Source organism: Nonomuraea aurantiaca (genome assembly GCF_020215705.1).
Taxonomy (GTDB): domain Bacteria; phylum Actinomycetota; class Actinomycetes; order Streptosporangiales; family Streptosporangiaceae; genus Nonomuraea; species Nonomuraea aurantiaca.
This window is the reverse complement of the sequence record NZ_JAIWNB010000017.1, coordinates 138240-155209: the sequence shown is the minus strand read 5'-3', so window position 1 is coordinate 155209 and position 16970 is coordinate 138240. Positions and strand designations below refer to the sequence as shown.

At 70.2% G+C, this 16970-nt stretch carries 19 protein-coding genes; 10 read left to right on the top strand and 9 right to left on the bottom strand.

Going from position 1 to position 16970, the window contains the following annotated elements:
* Positions 1-21 precede the first annotated feature (21 nt).
* Positions 22-1317 carry an alpha/beta hydrolase family protein gene (locus tag LDL49_RS34145; RefSeq protein WP_225297328.1) on the bottom strand — a complete coding sequence of 432 codons (1296 nt, stop codon included), beginning with the start codon at positions 1315-1317 and terminating at the stop codon, positions 22-24.
* A gap of 62 nt (positions 1318-1379) precedes the next feature.
* On the opposite strand from LDL49_RS34145, the gene LDL49_RS34140 reads away from it, so the two are divergent.
* On the top strand, positions 1380-1931 hold the full coding sequence (locus tag LDL49_RS34140; protein ID WP_225297326.1) for a helix-turn-helix domain-containing protein: 552 nt from the start codon (positions 1380-1382) through the stop codon (positions 1929-1931).
* 254 nt (positions 1932-2185) lie between these two features.
* Positions 2186-2440, top strand: a complete 255-nt coding sequence (locus LDL49_RS34135) for an MmyB family transcriptional regulator (RefSeq protein ID WP_225297325.1) — start codon at positions 2186-2188, stop codon at positions 2438-2440.
* Positions 2441-2493: 53 nt separating this feature from the next.
* On the opposite strand, the gene LDL49_RS34130 is transcribed toward LDL49_RS34135, so the two are convergent.
* Complete coding sequence (locus tag LDL49_RS34130; RefSeq protein WP_225297322.1) at positions 2494-3723, bottom strand: serine hydrolase domain-containing protein; 1230 nt, start codon at positions 3721-3723, stop codon at positions 2494-2496.
* A 380-nt stretch (positions 3724-4103) separates the two neighbouring features.
* Between LDL49_RS34130 and LDL49_RS34125 the strand changes: the two genes are divergently transcribed.
* Positions 4104-4820, top strand: coding sequence for a GbsR/MarR family transcriptional regulator (locus LDL49_RS34125; RefSeq protein ID WP_225297320.1), 717 nt, complete (start codon positions 4104-4106; stop codon positions 4818-4820).
* 81 nt (positions 4821-4901) lie between these two features.
* Here the strand turns inward: LDL49_RS34125 and LDL49_RS34120 are convergent, their stop codons facing one another.
* Both LDL49_RS34120 and LDL49_RS34115 read right to left on the bottom strand, forming a co-directional pair.
* Positions 4902-6134 (bottom strand): glycosyltransferase, encoded by a 1233-nt coding sequence (locus tag LDL49_RS34120; protein ID WP_225297318.1) that lies wholly within the window; start codon positions 6132-6134, stop codon positions 4902-4904.
* A gap of 169 nt (positions 6135-6303) precedes the next feature.
* Entirely contained in the window at positions 6304-6462 is a 159-nt protein-coding gene (locus tag LDL49_RS34115) for a hypothetical protein (protein WP_225297316.1), read from the bottom strand.
* Positions 6463-6558: 96 nt separating this feature from the next.
* Between LDL49_RS34115 and LDL49_RS34110 the strand changes: the two genes are divergently transcribed.
* From LDL49_RS34110 to LDL49_RS34100, 4 genes are read left to right on the top strand one after another with little or no spacing between them, the layout of a single operon-like run.
* On the top strand, positions 6559-7500 hold the full coding sequence (locus LDL49_RS34110) for an RNA polymerase sigma-70 factor (RefSeq protein WP_225297314.1): 942 nt from the start codon (positions 6559-6561) through the stop codon (positions 7498-7500).
* A gap of 11 nt (positions 7501-7511) precedes the next feature.
* A complete protein-coding gene (locus LDL49_RS57375; protein WP_263655834.1) occupies positions 7512-7646 on the top strand; it encodes a hypothetical protein in 135 nt (44 codons plus the stop codon).
* Entirely contained in the window at positions 7643-8554 is a 912-nt protein-coding gene (locus LDL49_RS34105; protein WP_225297312.1) for an alpha/beta fold hydrolase, read from the top strand. Before LDL49_RS57375 ends, LDL49_RS34105 begins: the two co-directional genes overlap by 4 nt.
* Entirely contained in the window at positions 8554-9345 is a 792-nt protein-coding gene (locus tag LDL49_RS34100) for a MerR family transcriptional regulator (protein ID WP_225297310.1), read from the top strand. The genes LDL49_RS34105 and LDL49_RS34100 overlap by 1 nt, the downstream gene beginning before the upstream one ends.
* A 36-nt stretch (positions 9346-9381) precedes the next feature.
* Here LDL49_RS34100 and LDL49_RS34095 read toward each other — a convergent pair whose 3' ends face one another.
* From LDL49_RS34095 to LDL49_RS34080, 4 genes are all read right to left on the bottom strand, one after another.
* Complete coding sequence (locus LDL49_RS34095) at positions 9382-10551, bottom strand: cytochrome P450 (protein WP_225297308.1); 1170 nt, start codon at positions 10549-10551, stop codon at positions 9382-9384.
* Between the two features lie 12 nt (positions 10552-10563).
* On the bottom strand, positions 10564-11280 hold the full coding sequence (locus tag LDL49_RS34090; RefSeq protein ID WP_225297306.1) for a helix-turn-helix domain-containing protein: 717 nt from the start codon (positions 11278-11280) through the stop codon (positions 10564-10566).
* Between the two features lie 216 nt (positions 11281-11496).
* A complete protein-coding gene (locus LDL49_RS34085; protein ID WP_225297304.1) occupies positions 11497-12702 on the bottom strand; it encodes an FAD-dependent monooxygenase in 1206 nt (401 codons plus the stop codon).
* 18 nt (positions 12703-12720) lie between these two features.
* Positions 12721-13593 (bottom strand): alpha/beta fold hydrolase, encoded by an 873-nt coding sequence (locus LDL49_RS34080; RefSeq protein WP_225297302.1) that lies wholly within the window; start codon positions 13591-13593, stop codon positions 12721-12723.
* Between the two features lie 313 nt (positions 13594-13906).
* On the opposite strand from LDL49_RS34080, the gene LDL49_RS34075 reads away from it, so the two are divergent.
* Together LDL49_RS34075 and LDL49_RS34070 are read left to right on the top strand one after the other, a co-directional pair.
* Positions 13907-14269: an ArsR/SmtB family transcription factor gene (locus tag LDL49_RS34075; RefSeq protein WP_225297300.1), complete on the top strand. Its 363-nt coding sequence runs from the start codon at positions 13907-13909 to the stop codon at positions 14267-14269.
* On the top strand, positions 14238-14627 hold the full coding sequence (locus LDL49_RS34070; RefSeq protein WP_225297298.1) for a VOC family protein: 390 nt from the start codon (positions 14238-14240) through the stop codon (positions 14625-14627). Before LDL49_RS34075 ends, LDL49_RS34070 begins: the two co-directional genes overlap by 32 nt.
* A 103-nt stretch (positions 14628-14730) precedes the next feature.
* On the opposite strand, the gene LDL49_RS34065 is transcribed toward LDL49_RS34070, so the two are convergent.
* Positions 14731-15909: a DUF3500 domain-containing protein gene (locus LDL49_RS34065; protein ID WP_225297296.1), complete on the bottom strand. Its 1179-nt coding sequence runs from the start codon at positions 15907-15909 to the stop codon at positions 14731-14733.
* Between the two features lie 361 nt (positions 15910-16270).
* Between LDL49_RS34065 and LDL49_RS34060 the strand changes: the two genes are divergently transcribed.
* Entirely contained in the window at positions 16271-16948 is a 678-nt protein-coding gene (locus LDL49_RS34060) for an MFS transporter (protein ID WP_225297294.1), read from the top strand.
* The last annotated feature ends 22 nt before the right edge of the window (positions 16949-16970 follow it).

Below are 16970 nucleotides of genomic sequence, written 5' to 3'. Positions count from 1 at the left end.
GTGCCTTCCCTGAAGAGGTGGTCAGCGCTTGAGCCTGGAGATGAGCCGGGCCATGGCCGGCCGGCGGGGTGCCAGCCAGTCGGCGATGTCGGCGATCACGGCCGCGTCGACGTGCTGGGGCGCCTCGTAGCTCGCGGGTGTGGACGGGCCCGAGCCCGGGAAGAACAGGTGGTCGTCGGCGTCGTAGACGCGAATGTCGACGTCCGGGCGGTGCGCGAGACCCTCCCGCCAGCCCGCCAGGTCGTCGGCGACGGTCACCTGGTAGTCGCGGCCGCCCTGCAGGATGAGCATCGGCTTGTCCAGCGCCGCCGCGGTCGCCACCGGGTCATAGCCGCGCAGGTCCAGCCAGTACGCCCCCGAATAGCCGAACGGCAGGTCCGCGGCGGGAGTGGCGGCCGACAGGCCGGGACTGTCGACGAGTGCGGCCTGCCGGGTGATCGTCTCCACCGCGGCCTGCGCGCCGGGGTCCAGCGAGGCGAGGTAGCGGACCACGCGTACGGCGGCCCGGTGCATGGGCTGGCTGTCGCCGGCCAGGAGGACCAGCCCGGCCACGGACGGCTCGGCGGCGGCGACCCGTGGGGCGACCTTGCCGCCCATGCTGTGGCCGGCGACGTGCACACGCGCGGCGTCGACGGCCGGGTGGTCCTGGAGCAGGTGTACGGCCGCGACGGCGTGCGGAACGTACTCCTCCCTCATCGTGAAATCCGCCCGTGCCGCCACCTGTTCGGCGTGCGCGCAGGTCACCTTGTCGAAACGCAGCACCGCCACACCACGGCCGGCCAGCCCCCAGGCCAGGTCCTTGAGCGGCTTGTTGGCGCCGCTGGTCTCATCCCGGTCGAACGGGCCGCCGCCGCTGAGCAGCACCACGCCGGGCCACGGCCCGCGCCCGCGCGGCACGCTCAACGTGCCGGGCACGGCCAGCGCGCCGGAGCCCACGGTGACCTCGTGCTCGTCGAACCTCCTGCGGCGAGCGTACGGTGGCGGCGTCCACTGCGTGGTGAGCGCGGGCGCCAGTCGCAGCCCGTGCAGCAGGCCGGCCTCGTCGACCGACATGACCACCGTCAGACCGCCCCGCTCACACGTCACCGGCACGCTCACCCGGACCAGCCCCGCCTTGACCGGCTCGCTCACCGGCGTCCCCAACGCCGAGACCGCCCCGGACCTGGCGACCTCGCTCTCCCAGCCGACGCGCAGCGTCTGTGCGGACACCACCGCGCGCAACGGCGCGGCGAACACCTCCTCGACCTCCGCGAACCGCCCATCGCACACCATCTCGACCACCGCCACAGCGACTGCCGCAGGATCGGTTGCCACCATCACGCCATCCCCAACCTTTCTACTGTTTTGCGAACGGTAGCACGGTATGAGAACGTCGTCTGGTGGACACCTTGGAGCTACTGGCACATCCGGTACGGCTGCGGATCGTGCACGCGATGCGCGGCGGGCGGGAACTCACCACCACCCAGCTGTGCGCCCGGATCCCCGACGCCTCGAAGGCCATGGTCTATCGGCACGTCGACCTGCTCGCGGCCGGCGGAATCCTGGAGGTGGCCGACGAGAGGAGGGTGCGTGGGGCGGTGGAGCGCCACTACCGCCTGCGCCTGGACCGGGTCGTCGTCGACGCCGAGGCGCTCGCGGCCCTGTCGCCCGACGACCACCGGCGCGTCTTCGCCACCTCGATGGCGGTCCTGGTCGCCGAGTTCAACGCCTACCTCGACCGCCAGGACGCCGACCCGCTGGCCGACCTCGTCGGCTACCGGCAGCACGCCGTCTGGCTCACCCGTGGCGAGCTGGAGAAGTTGATCGGCGAGCTGCGCCGCGTCATCTGGCCCCTGCTGGCCAACCAGCCGGCACCGGACCGCGCGCAATACCTGCTCAGCCCGATCTTCTTCCCGGTCGAGCAGCCACCCGCCGACTCCGGCCCGGCCTAGCCCGTCAAACCCAACGGCGAATGACGTCGATCGTCGTTTCCGGTGAGGTGTTGAAGCAGAACCGGACTCCTGGAGCCGTCGCCGCCAGAACAGGGGCGCGGGCCGCGACCCCCGCGTCAGGTCATCGCCGCATTGGCCCAGACCCTGCGGCTCGACGACGATGATCGCGACCTGGTGTTCCGGCTGGCCGGCCACGAGCCGCCGCAGGCGGAACGCATCGCGATGGTCTACGGCCGAGCGTACTGCTGGACCGCATGGCGGACCTGCCCGTGGAATTACGTCGTGGCAGCCCACGATTCGAGGAGCTCTGGCGGGAGGGGCGCTCCTCCCCTTGGCGTACCGCGACCAAGAGCATCAGGCATCCCAGCCTGGGCACGATCTCGCTCGACTGCGACACCGTGCTGCTGCCGGACGGCCATCAGACCGTGCTCGTGTACTCGGCCGATCCCGGATCTCCCGAAGCGGCGGTGCTCGACATGCTGCGAGTGATCGGGCTGCAGCAGGTGTGAGGCTCCGAGGGCGCGTCCCGGTCCCTTTGGGGGCGGGTCTACCGGGCGTCGTGTCAGTCGTCGATCGCCTGGTAGAGGGTGGTCCAGAAGTCGTGGATGAGCCGTGCCGAGTTCGGGACGGACATGCCGACCTGGGTGAGCAGGATTCCGGTGAGCTGGTTGGCGGGGTCGGCGTAGGTGGAGGTGCCGCTTCCGCCGTCCCAGCCGAACTGGCCGATGGGGGCGTAGTCGCCGCGGTAGGTGCGCACCGCCATGCCGAAGCCCCAGCCGCCATGCTGGCCCTGGCCGAAGGACAGGTGGACGTTGTTGACGGCCATGGCGTGCCGGGCGGCCTGCTGCTCGGGCGTCAGGCGGTTGGTGGTCATCAGCTCGACGGCGGGCCGCGACAGAATCCGTTCGCCCCCGTGCGTGCCGCCGTTCAGCAGCATCCTGAAGTAGGCGTGGTAGTCGTCGGCCGTGGAGACCAGCCCGCCGCCGCTGCCCTGGAAGGCCGGCGGCTTGCTCCAGCGTCCGCCCTCGGCCTCGTCCCACACGGTGAACTCCCCGCTCTGCGGGTCGGGGGCGTAGAGGGCGGGCAGCCGGTCGATCTTGCCGGCGGGTACGTGGAACCCGGTGTCCTTCATGCCCAGCGGTTCGAAGATGCGCTCGCGCAGGAACTCCTCGAACGACTGGCCGGTGACCCTGGCGACCAGCACGCTGAGTACATCGTGGCTGATCTGGTACTGCCAGCGCTCGCCTGGCTGGTACATCAGCGGCAGCTCGCCAAGGCGGCGCATCCACTCATCCGGCTCGGGCATCGGCTCCGGCAGGTCGGGCGTGAGTCCCCGCTCGAAGATCGCGCCCATGATCGGCGTGCCCAGCGCCGTCATGTCCATGCCGAGCCCGAACGTGGAGCTGAGCAGGTCTCGTACGGTGATCGGCCGCCGCGCCGGCACGGTGTCGTCCAGTGGGCTGTCGATCCGCTTGAGCACCTGCCGGTCGGCCAGTTCCGGAAGCCACGGCTCCACCAGGTCGTCCAGCCGCAGCCGGCACTCATCCAGCAGCACCATCGCCCCCGCCATCGCGACCGGCTTGGACGTCGAGGCCATCCTGAAGATCGTGTCCCGCCGCATCGGCGCGCCACCCTCATGACGCATCGTCCCGATCGCCTCGACGTGCGCCTCCTCGCCCCGGCCGACCAGGGCGACCAGCCCGGGAATCTTCCCGGACTCGACATGCCGCGCCAGCACCTCACGCAGTCTCCGCAGCCCCGCCTCGGAGAAGCCGCTCTTGCCAGTTTCCATGATCAATATCCTTTGTCCACAGTGTTCGATCGTGCGAGACCCGACCCGGACTGGCGCCCATGGGCTTCCATGAGCGACGCGCGAGGGCCGGGACCGAGCTCAGTCATCGGGACTCCCTTCGCGGCGTCGCCTGCGTCCGCATCGTTCGGGAATCCCTGAACGGCTGTGACACTACATTGCGTTCATAAATCAGTCAACAGACAATGAAGACTCACACTGCTGCTATACCTGGCAAATAGAGCGCGCTTTGCAATGACAGTGAAGCTGAATGCAATGAATGATCATTGTGCATTGCAATGGGATCTGAGTGAATGCATACTGTGCAGCGAGTGTGCGGCCGCAGAGCTCAGCGCATGTCGGCAGACAGGAGACGAGCACCGATGCCCGGAGGCAGACTCACCAATGAGGACCGTCAGCACATCGCTGCGGCCCTGGCCGAGGGACTCGGATACGCAGAGATCGGCCGGCGTCTGGGGCGGCCCGCCTCGACCATCATGCGGGAGGTCACCCGCAACGGCGGACCCGACGATTACGGCGCGGACCGGGCGCACGAGGCCACCCGGCATCGTGCGCGCCGGCACAAGCAGGCTCAGCCTCCGGCCCCGCCGATCCCCGACACCGGCCACGGGCGCGACCCCCGAGCGGTGCGGGACTTCACGGAGTCCTTCACCGCCCTCCTCGGTCAGCAGGGCCTGTCCCGGATGGAGGCCAGGGTGCTGGCCTGCCTGTACATCACCGACTCCGGCGCTCTCACCGCCGCCGACCTGGTCGCGCGGCTCCGCGTCAGCCCGGCGTCGATCTCGCACGCCGTCGCCTTCCTCGAACAGCAGGGAATGCTCAGCCGGGTACGGGCTCCCGGGGAGCGCCGCGAACGCTATGTCATCGACGATCAGATCTGGCTCGGGACGCTCCGCGCAGCTCTGCGGATGAACGACACACTGGCCGTCGCCTCGCAGCGCGGGGCCGAGATTCTCGGGGTCACGACCCCGGCGGGCGCCCGCTTCGAGTCATCCGCCGAGCTTCTTCGCCTCCTGAGCGGAGCCTTCCGGGAGGTCATGGAGCAGTGGCTGCAGAGCCAGGCCGCCCGGAGCGCCTAGCTCCCGGGCAGGAGCGATGTGGCTGCGCTCGGCTCGCCCCCGGCCCGCCGGACGGGCGGCGGGCCGCGCGGGCTTCGGGGATCAGCCCGCGGACCCGTCCCGGTCGATCATGTCGAGCACAAGTTTGGCCGCCCGCTCCGCCCCGTCGGTACGGACCGTCGGGGCCACGACGGCCGCGCGGGCACCGGTCTCGGGAGCCAAGGCGATCTTGAGTGCGGTCGACAGGGACTCGGCGGTCGGCGTCGGGCCGTCGTGTCCCGTACCGATGCCCAGCTCGGTTACCCGGCCCGCCCAGTACGGCTGATCGGCGACCTGGGGCACGATCACCTGCGGTGCCCCGGCACGGGCCGCCGTCACCGTGGTGCCCGCGCCGCCGTGGTGCACGACCGCGGCCACCCGGCCGAACAGCTCCTGCTGGTTGACCTCACCGACCACGAAGCAGTCGTCCCGGTCGTCGATCAGCGACAGATCGGCCCAGCCGCTCCCCAGCAGGACGCGGCGACCCTGCGTGCGGACCGCTTGGATGACGGCCCGGGAGATGTCCTGCGCGCTCGCGCCCCGCATGGGCATGCTGCCGAAGCCCACGTACACCGGCTCCGCACCGGCGGCCAGGAACGCCTCCAGCTCGGCCGGAAGCGGGCGCTCGTCCGGGCGGATCCACGCGCCGGTCTGTGCCACGTGAAGCTCCGGCGTCTCCTGCCACGGGCCCAGGACCGGGTCGGCCGCCAGGAACGGATGGTCGGTGAAGACATGATCACGGATGCCGTCCACCGGCGGCAGGCCGACCGAGGCCCGGTGGGTGTTGATCGTCTCGCCGAACAGCGCGTTCATGTGCCCGGCGTGGATATCCCACAGCGCCCGGTTGTCGGTCACCTCCGCCGGGACCTCCTGGCCCGGCCAGGGGCGAGGCGCGTGGTGCGGCGACGGCAGGTAACTAGGAGAGAACGACGTGAACGCATAGGGCACGCCCAGCTTCTCGGTCGCCGCCCGCGCACCGGCCACGGCCGGCAACGAGCCGGTGGCCACCACCGCGGCACCGCCCTCGGCCACCCCGGCGACCGCCTCGTAGGCCATGGCGGTCAGCTCGGCGGCGATGTCGGACAGGCGCGTCTTGCCGGGGACCGCCCCCGTCGCCAGCGCGCGGATCGGCCAGGCGACGGGAGTCAGCGGCACGTCGATGCCGTCCAGCAGCTCGGCGAAGTCCGGCGGCGCGCACACCCGCACCTCGGCGCCGAGAGCCCGCAGCCGCAGCGCCAGCCCCGTCATCGGCTCGACGTCCCCGCGCGACCCGTAGGTCACCAACACAACGCGCATTCCACGCCCCCCACTTTCCGTACGTTCCTGCGTCGAGGGGTGATTGTGCGGCATGACCGGGGTCTTGTGGCAAGACCCCCCATGCGCTATAGGTTAGAAGTGAAAGGGAGTGGATCTCCCTCGTAGTCGATCTCGCGCAGCGCGGCCACGCCCTCGTCCGGGTCGGTGATCACATCGGGTAGCAGCCCTGGCCGAACAGCACCCGCAGGGGCGGGTTGCCGGAGTCGACGAGCTTGAGGAGCGCCTGGACCACGGCGGCCGGGTCGCCGACGGGCTGCTTCCCGGCGACCGCGCCGAGGCGGCGCGAACTTTGTGCCAGTACGGTCATGTGACATACGCCACCGATCACAGGTGTCACACAGCGGTGCGGGCCGGCGTCTTGTGCCTGGAGCACAGTGGAGAAGCCAACAGGCAGGAGCCGGCCATGGACGAGCGCAGCGAGCCGACGACGGGCACAGCCGAGCCGCTCACTGGTGGCGACCGGCTGGACTCCGCCACCGAGGCGTTCGTCACCCACCGCAACCTGCTGTTCACCGTCGCCTACGAGATGCTCGGATCGGCGGCCGACGCCGAAGACGTCCTCCAGGAGACCTGGCTGCGATGGATGAAGGTCGACCTGGCGCAGGTGCACGACCAGCGCGCCTACCTGGTCCGGATCACCACCCGGCGCGCGCTCGACCGGCTGCGCACCATGAAGCGCCGTAAGGAGGCCTATATCGGCCCCTGGCTCCCCGAACCACTGCTCACCACGCCGGACGTGGCCGAGGACGTCGAACTCGCCGAGAGCGTGTCCATGGCGCTCATGCTCATCCTTGAGACGCTCTCGCCGACCGAACGTGCCGTGTTCGTACTGCGCGAGGCCTTCGATGTCAGTTACGACGAGATCGCGACCGCCGTCAGCAAGAGCCCCGCGGCCGTACGCCAGATCGCGCACCGCGCCCGCCGGCACGTCGAAGCCCGCCGCCCCCGCGAGGTGATCTCCCCCAGCCAGGCCCGGGCGGCTCTGGAGTCGCTGCGGCACGCCCTCGAAACCAGAGACCTGCAGGGCCTGCTCGACGTACTCGCCCCCGAGGTCGTCCTCATCAGCGACGGCGGCGGCATCAAGCAGGCCGCGCCACGTCCGATCACCGGCGCCGAGAAGGCGGCTCGTTTCATCGTCGGCGGCCTCGGCAAGGCCCAAGTCGCCCTCACCAGCGACCCCACCGTGGTCAACGGCAACCCGGCACTCGTCCTTCGCGTGGACGGTGAGATCGACGGCGTCATAGCGATCCAGGTCGAGGACGCCCGCATCACCGGCCTGTACTACGTCCGCAACCCGCAGAAGCTGACCCGCATCGCATCCGAGACCCCGCTCACCCTGCGCTGACCGCCGACGACATGCTCGCCACCGGCCAGCGTCCGGTCGACCTGGTGCAGGCGCTGTCCCTGCCGGTGCCCTCACCGGTGATCTGCGAACTGCTCGCGCGACGATTGACCCTGACGCAGGGTGAATGTCTCAGCATGGTGGCATGACCAAGAAGACGAGGGCGATCGAGGTCGGCGGCCTGCGCACGTCGTCCAGCGATAGGGCTCAGGCGGCGAAAGGCGACCGGACGATGCGGCACTTCACGATCCATCACGACGGCGTCACGCTCCCGGTGACCCGCGGTGGCCACGGGCGACCGCTGGTCCTGTGCCCTGGACTGAACTCGACCCAGGCCGGCCTGCACGAGCTGGCCGAACTGCTCCGGCGCGACCACGACGTGCTGACCTTCGACCTCCGGGGCCATGGCCTCGCCTCGGCCGCCGACCGGTATTCCTTCGAGGCGTTCCTCATTGATCTGACCGCCGTGATGGCGGGGCCGGCACACCTCGACCTGGATGCGGCGCCCACGCTGGTGGGTTACTCGCTGGGCGCGGACCTGGCCGTCCACTATGCCGCCCAGCATCCCGGCACCGTCGCCGAACTTGTGCTCATCGACGGCGCGAACCCGGTGCCCGAACCGTTCATCACCGAAGCCCTCCTGCCGGAGGTTCGCGCCATGTGGGCGGACCTGGCGGCCCAGCAGGAGACCGAGCGCGGCACCGCGCGTCAGGTGCTGCTCACCGCCCGGGAGATTCTCGACCTGAACATCGAGATCGACGCGGTCCGCTCCAGGATCCTCGACCAGTACAGGAAGATCGACCGGCCCATCACCCTGATCATGTCGACCTCGATGGCCGGCGACAGCGGCGAAGGGCACACGCCGCGGTTCAACCACAACTGGCGGGCCGGTGTCGAACGGCTCGTCCGCGAGCAGCCACACCTCGCCACGTCCTGGCTCAACGCCGACCACCAGCTGGTGTTCACTCATGCCCCGGAAATCGCCCAGATCATCCGGAACACCCAACACCCAGCCGGCCAGACGACTTCTCCAGCAACTCCTGAGAGGCTGCTCTGATGCTGACCATCGGCGAGCTGGCGTCCTACGCCGGAGTGACAGTACGCGCGGTGAGGCACTACCACGCCAAAGGGCTGCTGCCGGAACCGGAACGCGACCACTCCGGCTACCGCAGATACGACGCCGGCGCCGCCGTCGAACTGATCAAGATCCGTACCCTCGCAGAGGCCGGAGTCCCGCTGGCGCGCGTACGGGAGCTGCTCCAGGCCGACGAGGAGGAGTTCGCCGCGGCGGTGGCAGACATCGACAAGCGGCTGCGGGCGGAGATCCGGCAGCGACAGCACCACCGGGAGCGGATCGCCCGGCTCGCCGCCGGCGACAGCTTGACGCTGCCCCCGGAGGTGGTCGAGTATCTCGGCCGGCTGCGTACGCTCGGGGTCGACGAGCGGATCATCCAGGCCGAGAGCGACGGCTGGGTCCTGCTGGCCGCACACTCCCCCGAACGGGTCCCGGAGTGGATGGCCCGCAAGCGGGAGCAGATCGCCGACCCGCAACTCATCGATTTCTTTCTCACCCTGAGCCAGGCACTTGACCGGGTTACCGGCGACCCGCGGCTGGCCGAGCTGGCCGACAAGCTGGCCGCCTACTTCACGCGACTGGCCGAGGAGAAGGGCGAGGACTACGTCGACGACATCGACCTCGACCCACCGCTCGTCAAGCTGATGGACACACTGGCATTCGACACTGTGCCGCCGGCCCGCCGGCTGATCGAGCTGCTGAGGAAGCGTGGCTGGACCGGCTGGACCAAGCTCGAGCGCGTCGAACCCACGCGGGACGCGGCTCCTCGGTGATCCTTCGCCCGAGCGCCTTTACATTGTAGATCACGACTACGGGCTGACCAGCACCAGATCGAGTACGTCGATGCCGACCGGGGTGCGCCCGGTGGCGATCCGGCCCACCGACCACGGACCGGGGAACCGGTGCAGCAGTGCGTTGACCGCGATCGCGAGCTCATGGCGGGCCAGGTGCGTGCCGAGGCAGAAGTGCACGCCATGGCCGAAGGAAAGGTGCTCGTTGGGCGTCCGGTCGGGCCGGAACTCCTCTGCCTGGGCGAACACCCGAGGGTCCCGGTTGGCCGAGAGCACCATGGCGATCACCCGCTGGCCGGTCTCGATGGTGTGCCCGGCGATGCTGGCCGGGCCGGTGGTGAAGCGGTCGGTGCCACCCACCGGGGGCAGGAACCGCAGCACCTCCTCGATGGCATCCGGTACCAGTCCAGGGTCGGCACGCAGCCGGGCCAGCGCGTCAGGATGAGCCGCCAGGCACAGCACCGTGTTGACCAGCAGGGTCTTGGTCGTCTCGTGGCCGTTGATGAGCAGCAGCGTGCAGAAGTCGATCAACTCCGCGTCGGACAGCCGGCTGCCGTCCGGTTCGGCGGCCAGCAGAGTGTCGATCACGTCACCCCGGGGGCGGGCACGGTGCTCGGCGAACACCTCCAGGAAGTACTCGACCAGTTCGGCGTGCGCGGCGCGGAACGCGGCCTGACGCACCGGGTCCTCGGCGAACGACCCGGCGAAGGAGGTGATCGCCTCGGTCCAGCGCAGGAAGTCCGGTTGCCGGTCCGCTTCGACCCCGAGCAGCGCGGCGATGGTGCGCACCGGCAGCGGGTAGCCGAGCCGGCCGATCACGTCCAGGTCACCGTCCACATCGGCCAGTTGCCTCCGCACGGTGTCGGTGATCGACGGGAGTAACGCCTGAATCGCGCGGGGTGTGAAGGCCCGGCTGACCAGTCGGCGCAGCAGGTGGTGCCGGGGCGGATCCATCGCCGACAGGCTGCTGAGAACGGGGTTGTCCCGGTGCGGCATGGGTTGCGCGCTGTAGCGCAGCTCGTCGGAGGAGAACATCGAGTAGTCGGTGAGCACCTGGTTGACCTCGGAGTAGCCGTGCACCACCCAGGCGCCGAATGGTTCGACGAAACGCACCCCGTCCCCGGCGAGACCGTCCCGAGCGGTCTCGCGGTGCCAGTCGAGGATCTCTACGACAACATCATCAGTCATGCGTCGAGTGTGTTAGGCCCGGCAGGTCGAGGCTTGGAGAAAACGGACATCCGCCAGCAACGTGGTCGGCGGCACCCCCACCGCGTGGCGGAACTCGGCGAGCAGGTGTGACTGGTCGTAGCAGCCGCTGCGTACGGCGATGGCGGCCCAGTTCGGGCGCTCGCCCCTGGCCGCCGTAGCGCGCGCGTCGGCGAGCGCTCGGTGCAGCCGCACCACGCGTGCGTAGGACTTGGGCCGCAGCCCGACCGCCACTCCGAAACGCCGCCGAAGCTGCCGCTCGGACAACCCGGCCTCAGCGGCATGCCGGTCGACCGGCGCACCCGGCGCCGCGTGCATGGCCGCCAGCACGATGCGCACCCGCTCGTCGACCTGGCATCGCCCAGCCCGCGCCCGCACCAGAGCCAGCGCCCCTGCCAGCCGCTCGGTCGCCGACCCGGCCAGTTGCCCGACCTCGATGGGCGCCCCGGCCAGCGGCACCTCGTCGGCCGCGACCCCGAACAGCCCGGTCACCGTCCCCGGTCGCAGCCGCACCCCGACCAGGGGCCCGTCTTTGGGCAGCGCCCCCTGCCGAGCGCGCGTCTCCGGCCCGGCCAGCCGGCCCGCCCCATCAGGCATGACCAGCAGGTCGACGGCGGGCTGCGGCAACCCTCTCGGCACCACGTCACCGTCAAGCACCCAAATCCCCGCCACCAGTCGGGTCAGGTCGGCGGGCACGGGCAAAGCGGTCACCCGTGCAGTCAACCCGGAGACCGCCGCGTCCGCCAGCGATTAACCGGACGGAGAACGCGGGACACGCGAACTCACCCCCTTCGCGCACCCCGGGACTCTGAAAGGCCGTGAGTTCCGGCCGAAGAGCCTTGAGCAGCGCTGAACCCACGGCCGACGTGCCGGTAAGAAAGGTGCCATGAGCCCCCAACGACGTCGATCTCGTTCTGCCTTGCCTGGTCAGGGCGGCGGCGGGTAGTCGTCGACGGTCATGGAGTTGTGCAGGCGTGCGCTCTTGGAGGTGAGGCGGAGGAGGGCGCGGCCGGGCCCCGCGGGCAGGGCGGAGATCAGGCGGGCGCCCTGGGCCAGTCCCGACACGCCGAGGCGTGAGGTGGGGATCAGGGTCTTCGCCACGCTCAGCGCGGCCGCGCGGCTGCCGCGCACGTGCTCCGCCATCGCGCGCTCGTAGGCGGGGAAGGCGCGCTCATGGTCGCCACCTGCCCGCGCCAGCTCCCCGGCGAGGACGTACGCGCCGACGACGGCCAGGCTCGTGCTGCCGCCGACGGCCGGGCCGGGACAGTAGCCCGCGTCGCCGACGAGCGTCACCCTCCCCCGCGACCAGGTGTCCATGCGGAGCTGGGTGATCGAGTCGAAGTAGAACGCCGGGGTGCGGTCGAGCTCGTCCAGCCAGCGGTCCACGTCGGGGTGCATGCCGTCGAACGCGCCGCGCAGCAGTTCCTTCTGCCGGGGCACGTCGTGGTGGTGACAGTCGAGCTCGCGCTCGCTCCGGAACAGGAACAACGCCCGCGCCTCGCCGAGGTGCCGCGCGCCGTACATGCCGGCGGTACGGCCGACGCCGACGTGCATGAGCAGCTCGCCGTCGAGCCCGGAGGCGTTGGGCAGGGTCAGCACCCCGAGGTAGGCGCCGATGAAGGAGCTGAAGCGGGACTCCTCGCCGAAGACGAGGCGGCGCACGTTGGAGTGCAGCCCGTCCGCGCCGACGACGAGGTCGAAGCGGCGCGGCGCGGCGTTCTCGAACCGCACCTCGCCGTCGGGCGAGATCGCGGTGATCGAGTCGCCGAAGACGTACTCGACGTCGTCGCGTGCGGCGTCGTAGAAGATCTCGCTCAGGTCGTCGCGCATGACCTCGAAGTGCCGGTCGGAGGTGGCACCGAAGATCTTGGAAAGATCCACCCCGACGGGACGCCGTGAGCCCTCCCGGTAGACGGTCATCCGGCTGGTGCCGGTGGCCCGCTCCTCGACGCGCGGGAGCACGCCCATCTTCTCCGAGATGTCCATCGCCGGCCGGAACAGGTCGACCGCGTGCCCGCCCGTCTTGCGCAGCACGGAGGCCCGTTCCACGACGGTGACCTCGAAGCCGTGTCTCGTGAGCCAGTAGGCCAGCACCGGACCGGCGACGCTGGCGCCGGAGACGAGAATCCGCATGGCACCTCTCCTTGTCATTCAGTTCGCCCGTGCGGTGTGGATCGCGGTGAAGGCCAGAAGAAGCGCGGCGGTCCGCGGCGGATCCTCCATGATGGGCGAATGCCCGACACCGGGCAGCACCTCGACTTTCGCGCCCGGAACGGCGCTGTATTCGGCGGCGGAGGAGGATCGCCATCTCCGGTCCTCCTCACCGAAGATCACTAGCAGCGGCTTGCCGAGGGGAACCAGCCGATCGGGGAGCGCGCGCTGGTTCACGTAGTCGTCGCCGGTCTGCGTCGTCGCGATGAGGGCGTGGTAGGTCATGTCGCGCGCGTCGTCCACGACCGCCTGCGGGACCTGGTAGCCGCTGCGGCTGAACGCGCTGCTCGCCGCGTTGCGGATCAGACCGTCGGTCCGAAGCCGCCACAGCAGCTGCCCGATGACGGGGGTGTACAAGAGCCCGCCGACGCCACCGCTTGAGACGGCGGCGGCCAAACGAGGCGCGGTGTCGATGAGCACGAGCGAGGTCACCAGGTCGGGGCGTTGCTCGGCGAGAGCGGTGGCGACCGCGCCACCGGTGGAATGGCCGACCACTGTGGCGTGCTCGATCCCGAGCCGGTCCATTGCCTCACCGACCCGGCGTCCCTGCTCCGGCATCCCGTAGCCACCGCCGGCCGGTTTGGCCGACCGGCCGTGCCCGAGCAGGTCGATCCGGATGACGCGATGGGACTTGGCCAGCAGCGGAACGAGCGCGTCCCACGAGCGGGCCGACGCGGCGAGCCCGTGGATCAGTACGAGTGCCGGAGCATCGGGGGGACCGTCCTGGCGCACGTAGATGTTCCCGCCGTCGAGGGGCAGGGTCGGACTCCCACTGGCCTCGGCGCTCTGCCGCGTCACCACCTCCGCGTTCACGAGAAGCAACCCGACGACGACCAAAAGGACAGCCGAGGCGATCAAGAGGCGCCGCCGGCGCCGTACCGCGCTGCTCACATCAGCCTGCCGGTGCGGAAACCGCAGGTCCGCGCGGTCGAAACAGCGGGGTCATCGAGCCCCAGGGAAATAATCATGGGCCTACTGTGGCCGCCGGTGCGCGCCGGCATCTTGTACAGATGTTCCGGTCAACCCTGCGAGCGCTGGAGATCCGCCATCCCCGTCTGACCCGGTACACCTCCAGCCTCGGGAGGCGAGAGGGCTGCTCTCTTGACATGCAAGTAGCGGCTTGCCTATGGTGCGGCGTGTGGGTGACGTCTTCAAGGCCCTGGCCGATTCCACGCGCCGGACGATCCTCGACGAGCTGACCGACCGCAACGGACAGACGCTCTTCGAGATCTGCGCCCGGCTGGCCACCAAGCATGGGCTTGGTTCGTCACGGCAGGCGATCTCGCAGCATCTCGACGTACTCGAGGCGGCCGGCCTGGTCGAGACCAGGCGCGAGGGCCGGTACAAGTTCCACTACATCAACACCGGACCGCTCGAACCGATCATCGAGCGGTGGCTCGGCAAGCCCGAGAAGGACGCCGGCGACGGCGCCGGCACAGACGACGAGAGGGACCGACATGAGGATCAACCTGGCGAGCGTCCTCGTTGACGATCAGGAGAAGGCGCTGCGCTTCTACACCGAGGTGCTGGGTTTCGTGAAGAAGCACGACGTCCCGCTGGGCGAGCACCGGTGGCTGACCGTGGTGTCCCCGCAGGACCCGGACGGCGTCGAACTGCTGCTCGAACCCAGTGGTCACCCGGCGGTGAAGCCGTTCAAGGAGGCGCTGGTCGCCGACGGCATTCCGTACACCTCTTTCGCCGTCGACGACGTCAAGGCCGAGTACGAGCGGCTCCGCGGCCTCGGCGTGCGCTTCACTCAGGAGCCCGTCGACATGGGCCCGGTGACCACCGCCGTGCTCGACGACACCTGCGGCAACCTGATCCAGATCGCCCACCAGGCCGGCTGAGCGACATCCGGCGGGGTGGCGCATCGCCCGCCGCCCAGCTCTCGACGCCGCCGATGATGACGATGGCGGCCGAGGCCTGCCGGTCGGCGTGCTGAGCTACTGGTCAGTGCGGGATCTCGGTCCGGTGTGATGCGAGCAGGTCCATCCCGAAGTCCCCGTCCGGGTCCCGCCATACGGAGTGCGCGTGGTCGGCGGCGCGCTGGGTGTTGTCGTACTCGACGAGAAGGCGCGGTCCGGTGAGCCGGTAGTAGTGGGGCTCCCCCGGCGACACACTGCCGGCCCAGGCGAAATGTACGCGGTCGAGGTTGTGCTCGACGAGATAGTGGCGGCGGTAGGCGTCGGCGACCGGCGTCGGAGAGCGGTCGGTGTACGCCGCCAGCAACTCGCGGAGCAGCCCACGCTGCTCCACCGTCATCTCGTGGGCGGGGACCCCTTGGGGCTCGAGGGTGAGCGCCATCGTCTCGTGGTCCTGCTCCGTGTAGCCGGAGGCGCGCTCGGCGGCTTCGTCGTGCCGGTCGGCCTGCGCGGACAGCCGCGGCGTGGGAAGCGGTCCGCGGAACAGATCCTGCAGGTGCATCATGCGGTCGCCGGGGCGTACGCGGGCGCGGTTGCCCGAGACGATGTCGGAGATCGCGCGGGGATGCAGCAGCGCCCGCGCCTGCTCCGGCGTCCGGAGCGAGCCCATCACGGAGCGAGCGAGGTCCTCGGCCCCGCCGAGCGGGCGCAGCGTCCCGGCGAGCAGCGGCGATGCCGCAGGGTTGGCGCCCAGGAACGACGGGGTCGTCGCCGCGATCTCTCCGTCGTGGATCAGGAGGTTCACCGACAGATGGTGGCCGCCGACCCGCCACCCCCACAGGGGGTCACCGGGACGTCCGAAGACGCGTACCCAGTACAGCCCCGGATCGCGGGTACGCTCCCGGCCCCAATCGGCGCTCCACCCCTCCAGCTCGTCGAGAACGTTCTCCAGACCCATGATGACGCAGGCGGTGGCGTACGCCGGGCGCGTCAGGCCGCTGGCCAGGAGCCGCATGGCGAGGCCCTGCTGCCGGGGTGAGAGTTCGCCGATCGGCACCCCGCCGTGGTCGGTGGGAGTGTAGAACCAGCGGACCCGCTCGGCTTCGACGGCCGGGTCGCCGAAAGGCAGCTGCACCGCTCGGGAGTACAGTTTCTCCGGGAGCGAGTCGAGGAACTCGGTCGCGATGTGGACCATGTCGCTCACGAGCATCCGCTCGGCGTCTCCCGGACCCGCCGCTCCCTCACTGTCCGTGACCTTCTCACCCACCCGACCCACCTCATCCCTGTCGCAAGTCCGACGGTCCCTTTTCGGGAGCCATGCGGCGATACGTCCGGTTCCGCGAGATCGAGCATAACCGCGATGCCGACCGAGACGCCGGTCGCGAAACCGAGCCTGAACGAACTCAGCCGGCACCCCTGACGGGGTGGCGCCGCCCTTGGCCGGGGGTTCATGCCAGTACCCCTCACAGCGGGGACTCCCACGTCGCGGCTGTTTCCCCTTGCATGGTCAAAGGCAACGACAGAATTGACACATCTCGCCAGGGCTTCCCGCGACCCGCGACAGCGCGAGCTCGCCAGAACCGGCGGCGCGTTGGTGCCACGCCACCTCGTACAGGAAAGGATCCCGCATGAAAGGGCCGAGCATGCCCGCTGTGTCCGGCCGTCGGATGACCCCGGCGCGTACCCTCGTCTTCGCGATCGCCGCCGGGATGGCCGTCGGTAATCTCTACTGGGCCCAGCCGCTGATCGAGGTCATCGCCGCGTCCCTGGGCGTCTCGTCTGCGAGCGCCGCGACGCTGGTGACCGTCACCCAGGTCGGATACGCGCTCGGGATCTTCCTCATCGTGCCGCTCGGCGACGTGCTCGACCGGCGCCGGCTCATCCCCCTCATCGGGGTCCTGTCCGCCGCGATGCTCCTGGGCGCCGCTTCGGCCCCGAGGTTCCCGGTGCTCCTGGCGGCGCTCGGCGGGGTCGGGCTGACGACCGTCGGCGCGCAGCTGCTGACCCCGCTGGCCAGCGAGCTCGCCGAGCCCGAGCGGCGCGGGCGGGTGGTCGGCGCGGTCGCCTCAGGCTCGTTGATCGGCATCCTGCTCTCCCGCACGATCAGCGGTGTCGTCGCCGACCTCCTCGGCTGGCGGGCGATCTACGTGATCGCCGCCGCGGTCACACTGCTGCTCGCCGCCGTCCTCCGCGCGGTCATCCCGCCCCTCGAACCGCGCGAGCCCGTCCCCTACCCGCGCCTGCTGAGCTCGGTGTTCACCACCGTGGCGCGTCACCGCGCCGCGCTGCCGACGCCGCCTCACTGACGCCACCCCGGTGGCCGAGGGC